Source organism: Spirillospora sp. NPDC049652, assembly GCF_040675125.1.
GTDB lineage: Bacteria > Actinomycetota > Actinomycetes > Streptosporangiales > Streptosporangiaceae > Spirillospora.
Genome location: NZ_JBFAOF010000215.1, coordinates 1 through 9321 on the forward strand (window position 1 = coordinate 1; position 9321 = coordinate 9321).

A 9321-nucleotide genomic window follows, 5' to 3' on the forward strand; every position below is an offset into this window, starting at 1 on the left:
AGCGGCACGGCGTGACGATGTTCATGGTGGTGCAGGCCGCGTTGGCGGCGGTGCTCTCCCGCCTGGGCGGCGGCACGGACGTCCCCCTGGGCACGGCCGTCGCGGGACGTGGCGACGCGGCGCTGGAGGGGCTGGCCGGGTTCTTCCTGAACACGCTGGTGCTCCGCACGGACGTCGGGGGCGACCCGTCGTTCGCCGAGCTGCTCGGCCGCGTCCGGGAAGCCGACCTCGGCGCGTTCGCGCACCAGGACCTCCCCTTCGAGCGGCTGGTGGAGGACCTGAACCCGGTCCGCTCCCTCTCGCGTCACCCGCTGTTCCAGGTGTCGCTGACACTGCAGAACCTGGGCGGCGCCGGGGACTCCGAGGGTTCCGGATGGGAGCTCCCGGGCGTCCGGGTGGAGCCGGTGCGCGCGGACGAGATGGTCGCGGCGCGGTTCGACCTGTCGGTCACGCTGGGGGAGCAGCGCGACCAGGGCGGCCGGCCCGCCGGGCTCGGCGGCGAACTCCTCTACGCCACCGACCTGTTCGAGGAGACGACCGCACGCGCCCTCGCCGCCCGATTCGCCCGGGTGCTGGAGCAGGTCGCGTCCGACCCGGACATGCGGATCAGCGACCTGGAGATGCTGACCGGCGCGGAGCGCGAACGCGTCCTGATCGACTGGAACGACACCACCCGCGACGTCGCGGCCGGTTCCGTCCCGGACTTGTTCGCGGCGCAGGTGGCCCGGACTCCCGAGGCGGTGGCGGTGGAGTTCGGCGACGTCCGCTGGACGTACGCCGAGCTGGACGCCCACGCGAACCGGGTGGCGCACACGCTGGTCGAACGCGGCGTGGGCCGCGAGGATCTGGTGGCCATCCGCCTGGAGCGTTCGGCGGACCTGATCGCGGTGATCCTGGGGGTGCTGAAGGCGGGCGCGGCGTATCTGCCGATCGACCCGTCCTATCCGCCCGAGCGGATCGCGTTCATGCTGGCCGACGCCGCTCCGGCCGTCGTGGTGGACGTCGATTTCCTGACGACCCTGAGCCCCGACGACAGCCCGGTCAGTGCCGCGATCCCGGCCGATCAGCTGGCCTACGTGATCTACACGTCGGGCTCGACCGGCAAACCCAAGGGCGTCGGCGTTTCACATCGCGGTGTGGCGAGCCTCGCGGCTTGGCAGGCCGACCGGTTCGAGGTGGGGACCGGTTCACGGGTGGCGCAGATGGCCGCGCTGGGCTTCGACGCCGCCTTCTGGGAGCTGTGCATGGCGCTGCTGTCGGGCGCGACGCTGCTGCTCGCCGACGTCGAGTCCCTGCTGGCGGACCCGGACGTCACACATGCGACGATGCCGCCGTCCTTGCTGGCCACGGTGGAGAACCTGCCCGACAGTCTGGTGAACCTGGTCGTCGCCGGTGAGGCGTGCCCGCCCGGCCTGGTGGAACGTTGGGCTCCGGGCCGTCGGATGTTCAATGCCTACGGTCCGACCGAGTCCACGGTCTGCGCCACGACGAGCGATCGCCTAAGCCCTGGTGACGCGATCTCGATCGGCGGCCCGATCTGGAACACCTCGGTGTACGTCCTGGACGAGGCGTTGCGTCCCGTCCCGCCTGGTGTGACCGGTGAGCTGTACATCGCCGGCCCCAGCCTGGCACGCGGCTACATCGGACGCATCGGCCTGACCGCCGAGCGGTTCGTGGCCTGCCCCTTTGTCCCCGGCACGCGCATGTACCGCACCGGGGACATGGTCCGCTGGACGTCCGACGGCCGCCTGGCGTTCGCTGGCCGCGCCGACGACCAGATCAAGATCCGCGGGTTCCGTGTCGAGCTCGGCGAGATCGAGGCGGTCATCGCGGCCCACGACGAGGTGGAGCAGGCGGCCGTCGTCGCCCGCGAGGACCAGCCGGGAGTGAAGCGCCTGGTCGCCTACGTGACCGGTAGCAGCGACGGACTCCGGGAGTACGCCGCCGAGCGGCTGCCCGACTACATGCTCCCGGCCGCGTTCATCGTCCTGGACGAGTTCCCCGTGACGTCCAACGGCAAGCTCGACCGGGCCGCGCTGCCCGCCCCCGACTTCGAGGGGCAGACCGTCAGCCGCGCACCGGCCACCGCGACCGAGGAGATCCTCTGCGGCCTGTTCGCCGAGATCCTCGGCCTGGAAACCGTCGGAGCCGAGGACTCCTTCTTCTCCATCGGCGGCGACTCGCTCCTCGCGATCCGGCTGATCGCCCGGGTCCGCGCCGTCCTCGACGTCGACCTCGGCATCCGCGAGCTGTTCTCGGCGCCCACGGTCGCCGAACTGGCCGAAGTGATCACCGGCGGTGGACGGGCGGACGTGGAGGGGCTGCTGCCGCTCCGGACCGAAGGGGAGCGGCAGCCGCTGTTCCTCGTCCACCCGGGCAGCGGCCTCGGCTGGAAGTACGCGGCCCTGGCGCGCAGCCTTCCGGAGGGACGCCCCCTGTACGCGGTCCAGGCCCGCGGGCTGGACGGCTCGGCCGAGGACGACCTTCCGGGCAGCGTGGAGGAGATGGTCGCCGAGTACCACGAGCAGATCCGCGCGGTCCAGCCGGACGGTCCGTACCACCTGGTCGGATGGTCCTTCGGCGGCGTGGTCGCGCAGGCGCTGGCGACCCGGCTCCGGGAGGCGGGCGAGCAGGTGGCGCTGCTGGCCGTTCTCGACGGCTACCCGTTCCAGCAGCGGACCGAGGCCGACATGGTCCGCGTCGGCCCCCCGCCCGCGGGCCCCGGCGCACCCGGGGACGAGCACCGTCGCGGACCCGCCGCGGACGCGCTGGCGTCCGTCGCCCGCGTGTCGGACAACAACATGCGGCTGCACGAGGAGTTCGTCCCCGCCCCGTTCGACGGCGACATGCTGCTCGTCGTGGCCACCGAGGACCGCCCGGACCACCTGCCCGCCGAGGACGCCCCGGAGGTCTGGCGCCCGCACGTCACCGGACGGCTCGACGTCCACGAGGTACCGGCCGGCCACCACGGGCTGCTCGACGGTGAAGCCCTCACCGAGATCGCCCGCCTCCTCCACACCCACCTCGGCGACTGACCGGTGATGGTCGGCGGCGGCCAGGGGCGTCGCTCACGACATCGCGGTAGCAGACGAATTTGACGGCGTGGCCGCCGGATCACCTTGAGGAGGGGCCGCAGGCAGCACAGCCTGGTGATCTGCGCCAACGTCACTGCCAAGGTGTTTGCTGCGGCACTCACCGACCACGATGGCGAACCCGCACGTTCAGCACGAATCGGAGTTCCTTGACGACCCGCTTGCCCAGGACGGCCGCCGCCCCCTCGACGAGTTCAGTCAGTTCCGGGGGTGGAGGAGGCAGATAATGCTGGGTGTGCAGCCAGGCCTGGACGTCGGAGGCCGCGACCGCGCGGATCACCGCGTTCGCGTCCTCGATCAGCAGCAGGTCGGCCTTGAGCCGGGTCCAGCTCCCCTGATCGAGCAGCAGGCGCTGCGCGGTGCGGCGGGTGGTTACGGGTAGGTCGGCCATGACGAGCGGCCACAGTACCTCCTCAGGTACCGAGTGGCTGGAGAGAGCTCGCCTGACCTGCTGGAGCACGCGGCCGGACGGGTCGCGCAGCATCGCGACGAGCGTGGCGTGGTCACTGCCCCCCAGAGCGTGCAGCGTGCGTACCGCTTCGGCGCGCACCGCCGGGCGTGGATCAGCCAGCGAGGCCCGAACGGACGGGAGGTCCTCACGGGTGCCGGTCTCGGCCAGTCCCGCGATCCCGCCAGGAGTGGCCCCGGCACGCAGCGCGGCGCGATAGTGCACCACCGGGTCGAGACCGGCGCGGCGCGAACCCAGTTGGGCGGTCTCACGGACCACCCGCGCACGGTCTTCCAGATACGGGGCGCACAGTGCGCTGTCCCCGGCCAGCGCGGGCCGAGTGAGCGCCAGCGCGCGCAGAGTCGGGACCGGACTGCGCACGAGGGGCATGAGCACCGAGGCATCCTCCGACAGGGCGGCGGCCGCCTCGGCGCAACGTACGGCGGTGACCTGGTCTGGATCCTCGCAGGCGGCGCGGACGAGGCGCTCTACGGACAGGAGGCCCGACTCGGTGGCGACCTGGACGGCATGCCTGCGGGCGTACCTGTCGGCGCACGCGAGCGCGGGCTCCAGAAGCCTGCCGGGCGATCGGCGCAGCGCGGCGTCGACGAGCGAGGTCAACTCGGCCGCCCTGCGCCGATCGCGCATGGCCGCGGCCATCGCCAGCAAGGACAGGAAGCGGTGCGGCCGGGGTTCGGCCAGGAGCTCCGCCACATGACGCAGGGCGGCGTTCCGGACGGCCGGCACCCAGTCCGTGGCGCGAACGGCGAGCACCGGTAGCAAGTCGTCCTCGGAGGCGAGGCGGCGGACCGCGCGCTGGCGGACCAGCCCGTCACGATCGCAGGCGCTGAGCGCCAGGGCCAACGGGGTCTCAGTGCGCAGGACCGAGGTCCAGCCCTCGATCTGCCACTCGCTGCGCACCGCCAGGTCGAGGGCGAGCCACTGCTTCGGGTGCGCCAGGCCGTGCAGAGCGGCCTGGGCGGCAGTGGAACTGGACGCCGCCTCGCGCAGGAACGATAAGGCACGCGCACGGTCCACGCACCTTCCAGTGGTCAGCTCGTTGGTCACCTGCTCAGTCTCGGCCTCGTTCGCCGGTACTTCGACCAGTAATGTCGCTCACCTTCCGGGCGAACTCCCCGACACTGTCGTGCAGCTCCTCTCGGGTGGCGCGGTCACAGGCTCCGGGGCGATGGTCCTTTCGACGGCCACTGCGATGTCGTTCCTGACGCATTGTCGACATTCTTCTTGCCTCTGCGTATGGCCGATGAAATCTGTCGGTATGGCGTGCTTCGATCCTGGTCACGGCTGCGGCCTTGCGGGCCGGTCGCAGAACACCGGGGAACGGAGCCTTCGATGGGGCACGAACGGTGGCAGGACGTGGATGAACGGCGTCCGTGGTGGGTGCCGTGGTGGCTGAGGCTGCCCGCCCGTCCGCGTAGTGCGGAGGGGTGGGCGGCATGGGCGGTCGGCCTTCTGGTTCTGGTCTGGCTACTGGGCCTCGCATGGCGGCTGTCGGTCGCCTACTGGTACGTGTCGCTGCCCGCCTTGGTCGTGATCGGTGTGGCCACTGATCGCTACTGGCGGTCGTTGTGGGCGGCCGAGTTGCGGCGTCGTGAACGGGTGGCCTCCTACAGCCTGACGTTCGCCGAGATGGCCGAGATGCACTGGCAGGAGTTCGAGATCGCGGTGATGCGCCTGCTGCGCAGGGACGGTATCGAGGCCGAGCACACCGGCCGCGCGGGCGACTTCTCCGGTGACGTCGTCGGCTACGACCCCGTCCTGAACCAGCGGTGGATGGTTCAGGTCAAGCACTACGGGCCGGGGAACAAGGTGAACTCCCATGACGTCCAGAAGGTCGCCGGAGCGGCCTGGCCGATCTACCAGGCGAAGCTGAAACTCGTCGTCACGACCAGCGACTACACCCGCGACGCCCGCACCTTCTCCGGCAAAGCCGACATCCACCTCATCGACAGGCACGCCCTCATCCGCTGGGCCACCGACGGCATCCACCTCCACGACGTCCTCGGCATCTCTCCCGGCGCCCAATACCAGGCAGTCGGCTGAACAGTGTACGGAGTCTCCACCTGTTCCTCTCATGATTCGCTCCAGGTCAGGGCGGTGGCGGCTGGGTTGGGGGCTTGTCGGGGCGGCCCAATGGGGTCGGGGGATGTTGTGGGGGACGACAGGTCGGGGAGGCCGCGGGTTCGGGAGTGTGGGAGGCATGGATGCTGGGGTGATCGGGGACATTGAGCGGCTGGTGACGTGTGAGTCGCCTTCGGACGATCTGGAGGCGGTCGCGCGGAGCGCGGAGGTGGTCGCGGAGGTCGGGGGCGCGCGGCTGGGGGCTGAGGCGGAGCGGATCGTCCTTGAGGGGCGGACGCATCTGCGGTGGCGGTTCGGCGGACGGCCCCGGGTGCTGGTGCTGGGGCATCACGACACGGTGTGGCCGGTCGGATCGCTGGAGCGGCATCCGTTCGAGGTGCGGGACGGGGTCATGCGTGGGCCCGGGTGCTTCGACATGAAGGCCGGGTTGGTGATGGCGTTTCACGCGATCGCCGCGCTGGGGGACCGGTCCGGGGTGACGCTGCTGGTCACCGGGGATGAGGAGCCCGGGTCGCCGACCTCGCGGGAGCTGATCGAGAGCGAGGCGCGGCGGTGCGAGGCGGTGCTCGTGCTGGAGGCGGCCGGGCCCGGCGGGGCGTTGAAGAGCGAGCGCAAGGGGGTCTCGCGGTACGAGGTGCGCGTGACCGGGCGGGCGGCGCACGCCGGGCTCGATCCCGAGAAGGGGGTCAACGCCGCCTTGGAGGCGGCCCATCAGCTGGTGGCCGTGGCGGCGTTGGGCGGCGGGGGGACGACCGTGACGCCGACGACGCTGCGGGCGGGGACGACGGTGAACACGGTTCCGGCGGACGCCGTGTTCGAGGTGGACGTCAGGGCGTGGACGGAGGCCGAGCAGCAGCGCGTCCATGCGGCGATGACGGCGCTCAGGCCGTGCCTGGAGGGCGCGGCGGTGGAGGTGGTGGGCGGGCCCAATCGTCCGCCGCTTGAGGCCGGGGCGTCGCGGGAGCTGTTCGCGTTGGCCGAGCGGATCGCGGATTGGCCGCTCACCGCGACGGCCGTCGGCGGGGCGTCCGACGGCAATCTGACGGCGGGCGTCGGCGTCGCGACGCTGGACGGGCTGGGGGCCGTCGGCGGGGGCGCGCATGCCGCCGACGAGCATGTCCTCGTCGCCGAGCTTCCTCGCAGGACCCGTCTGCTGACCGGCTTGCTGGGTTGTCTTCTCGGACGAAACGGCGGGCCTGGTTCTGTTCGGCCGGACCAGCTGTCCGGAGAAGCGCTCTGGAACCATGCCTGCCGTGACTGAAGTGGACATCCGCCTCCTTGAGGAGGTCGGCGACCTGGAAGCGGTCCGCCGTCTGTACGAGGAGATCTGGCGGACCGGGGCGACCGGCACGCCCGTGACGGCCGACTTCCTGCGCGCGCTGGCGAAGGCGGGCGGCTACGTGAGCGGGGCCCTGGTGGACGACGAGCTGGTGGGAGCCTGTTTCGGCTTCTTCGCTCCGCCGCCCTGCGAGGCCCTGCACAGCCACATCGCCGGCGTCCTGGCGCGGGCGCAAGGACGGAACATCGGCTTCGCCTTGAAGGCGCATCAGCGGGAGTGGGCGCTGGAGCACGGCGCCCGCGAGATCTGGTGGACCTTCGACCCGCTGATCCGCCGCAACGCGCACTTCAACCTGGTCAAGCTGGGCGCCGACGCGACCGAGTACCTGCCGGACTTCTACGGCCCGATGGACGACGACATCAACCGCACCGACCCCACCGACCGGCTGTTCGTCCGGTGGCGTCTGGCGTCGGCGCACGTCGAGGCCGCCTGCGCGGGCACCCCGCGGACGGCGACGGTGTCCGGGCCCGCGCTGCTGGCCCCGGGCCGGGACGGCGGGCCGCGGCTCGGCCGGACCGCGGCGAAGGTCGTCGCGGTGGCCGTCCCCGACGACGTCGAGGCGCTGCGCGAGCGCGATCCGGCGCTGGCCTCCGCCTGGCGCATGGCCGTGCGGGAGGTCCTCGGCGGACTGCTGGACGACGGCGGCACGGTCCGCGGATTCGACCGCACCGCCGGATACCTCGTGGAGAGAGCATGAAGATCGAAGGGGTGGAGGTCCGCACCCTGCGGATGCCGCTGGTCGCGCCGTTCCGCACCAGCTTCGGCACCGAGACCGTCCGCGAGGTGGTGCTGATGCGCGCCGTCACCGACGAGGCCGAGGGCTGGGGGGAGTGCGGGGCGGGCACCGCGCCGCTGTACTCCTCCGAGTACACCCACGCCGCCGTGGACGTGCTGAGGCGCTATCTCATCCCGGCGGTCAGGGAGGTGCGCGGCGCGCACGAGGTGGGGCCGGCGCTCGCCGCGTTCAAGGGCCACCGCATGGCCAAGGCCGCGCTGGAGACCGCGATCTGGGACGCCGAGCTGCGCGGACGCGGCCAGCCGCTGAGCCAGGCCCTCGGCGCGACCAGGACGCGGGTCCCGTGCGGGGTCTCGGTGGGCATCACCGACACGATCCCGCAGCTGCTGGACGTCGTCGCCGGATATCTGGAGGCGGGCTACCAGCGCATCAAGCTCAAGATCGAACCGGGGTGGGACGTCGAGCCGGTGCGGGCCGTCCGCGAGCGTTTCGGCGACATCGCGCTGCAGGTGGACGCCAACGCCGCCTACCGCTACAGCCAGGCCGGGCATCTGGCCGGGCTCGACGCGTTCGACCTGGTCATGCTGGAGCAGCCGCTCGCCGAGGACGACCTGATCGGCCACGCCGAGCTGGCGAAGCGCCTCACCACCCCGATCTGCCTGGACGAGTCGATCGTGGACGCCCGCGCGGCGGCCACCGCGATCACGCTCGGCGCCTGCGAGATCGTCAACATCAAGCCCGGCCGGGTCGGCGGCTACCTGGAGGCCAAGCGCATCCATGACGTGTGCGCGGCCCACGACGTCCCGGTGTGGTGCGGCGGCATGCTGGAGACCGGCATCGGCCGGGCGGCCAACGTCGCGCTCGCCGCGCTGCCCGGGTTCGGGTTCCCCGGCGACACCTCGGCGTCCGACCGGTACTACACGACCGACATCACCGAGCCGTTCCGGCTGGAGGACGGCCACCTCGCCGTGCCGACCGGTCCGGGCCTCGGCGTCAGCCCCCTCCCCGAGCTGCTGGACGCCGTGACCGCCGAGAAGGTGTGGATCCCCGTTGCGTGATGGTTTCGGGCGCGGACTCGGCGCGGAGGCCGTCCGGCGTCCCGGCGGGCGGCGACGGGGCGGGGGTGGCGTCGGACCAGCCGGAACGCATGGCATGATCTCGGCATGGTGAACGCACGATCACGTACCGGAGCCGTCGCGGCCCCGGGCGTGCGCCCGGCCCCGTGACCGGCCTGGCGCGGGTCCTGGAGGAGTTCGGCTCGACCCTTCTGGAGCTGGTCTGCGGGGAGCTGACGCGGCGGGAGATCGGCGGCGTCGTCATCTACGACCCGCTCGACGAGCCCGAGGTGCCGGCGAACGCCCTGGTGCTGGGCGTCGGGCTGCACGAGGACCTGGCGCGGTTCGTCACCCGGCTGGGGGAGCGCGGGGCCCTCGGCCTGGTCGTCCGCGCTCCGGTCGCGCCCGACGCCGACCTGCTCGCGGCGGCCGAGAAGTCCGGGGTGGCCGTCCTGGCGTTCGCGCGCGGCGCCTCGTGGAACCACCTGGCCGGGATGCTGCGGACGCTGACCGCCGAAGGCGACCCGTACGGCGCGTCCGGCCAGGCC

Annotated in this window: 6 protein-coding genes and 1 pseudogene; 6 read left to right on the forward strand and 1 reads right to left on the reverse strand. The window is 72.1% G+C overall.

Features of this window, described 5'->3' with window-relative positions; translation table 11 throughout:
• Positions 1 to 3035 (forward strand): non-ribosomal peptide synthetase (locus tag AB0J52_RS16400; RefSeq protein WP_500182414.1); only part of this gene is annotated, 3035 nt, incomplete at its 5' end.
• A gap of 157 nt (positions 3036 to 3192) precedes the next feature.
• Here the strand turns inward: AB0J52_RS16400 and AB0J52_RS16405 are convergent.
• Positions 3193 to 4608 carry a hypothetical protein gene (locus AB0J52_RS16405; protein ID WP_500182415.1) on the reverse strand — a complete coding sequence of 472 codons (1416 nt, stop codon included), beginning with the start codon at positions 4606 to 4608 and terminating at the stop codon, positions 3193 to 3195.
• A gap of 285 nt (positions 4609 to 4893) precedes the next feature.
• On the opposite strand from AB0J52_RS16405, the gene AB0J52_RS16410 reads away from it, so the two are divergent.
• The 5 genes and pseudogenes from AB0J52_RS16410 to AB0J52_RS16430 all read left to right on the forward strand — a co-directional run.
• The gene (locus tag AB0J52_RS16410) at positions 4894 to 5604 is read left to right on the forward strand and encodes a restriction endonuclease (protein ID WP_500182416.1); all 711 of its coding nucleotides are present in this window, start codon (positions 4894 to 4896) and stop codon (positions 5602 to 5604) included.
• 169 nt (positions 5605 to 5773) lie between these two features.
• Entirely contained in the window at positions 5774 to 6904 is a 1131-nt protein-coding gene (locus tag AB0J52_RS16415) for a M20/M25/M40 family metallo-hydrolase (protein ID WP_500182417.1), read from the forward strand.
• Positions 6897 to 7679, forward strand: coding sequence for a GNAT family N-acetyltransferase (locus AB0J52_RS16420; protein WP_500182418.1), 783 nt, complete (start codon positions 6897 to 6899; stop codon positions 7677 to 7679). Before AB0J52_RS16415 ends, AB0J52_RS16420 begins: the two co-directional genes overlap by 8 nt.
• A complete protein-coding gene (menC, locus tag AB0J52_RS16425) occupies positions 7676 to 8776 on the forward strand; it encodes an o-succinylbenzoate synthase (protein ID WP_500182419.1) in 1101 nt (366 codons plus the stop codon). Before AB0J52_RS16420 ends, menC begins: the two co-directional genes overlap by 4 nt.
• A 164-nt stretch (positions 8777 to 8940) precedes the next feature.
• Positions 8941 to 9321: pseudogene (locus tag AB0J52_RS16430) on the forward strand (hypothetical protein); the annotation flags it as partial.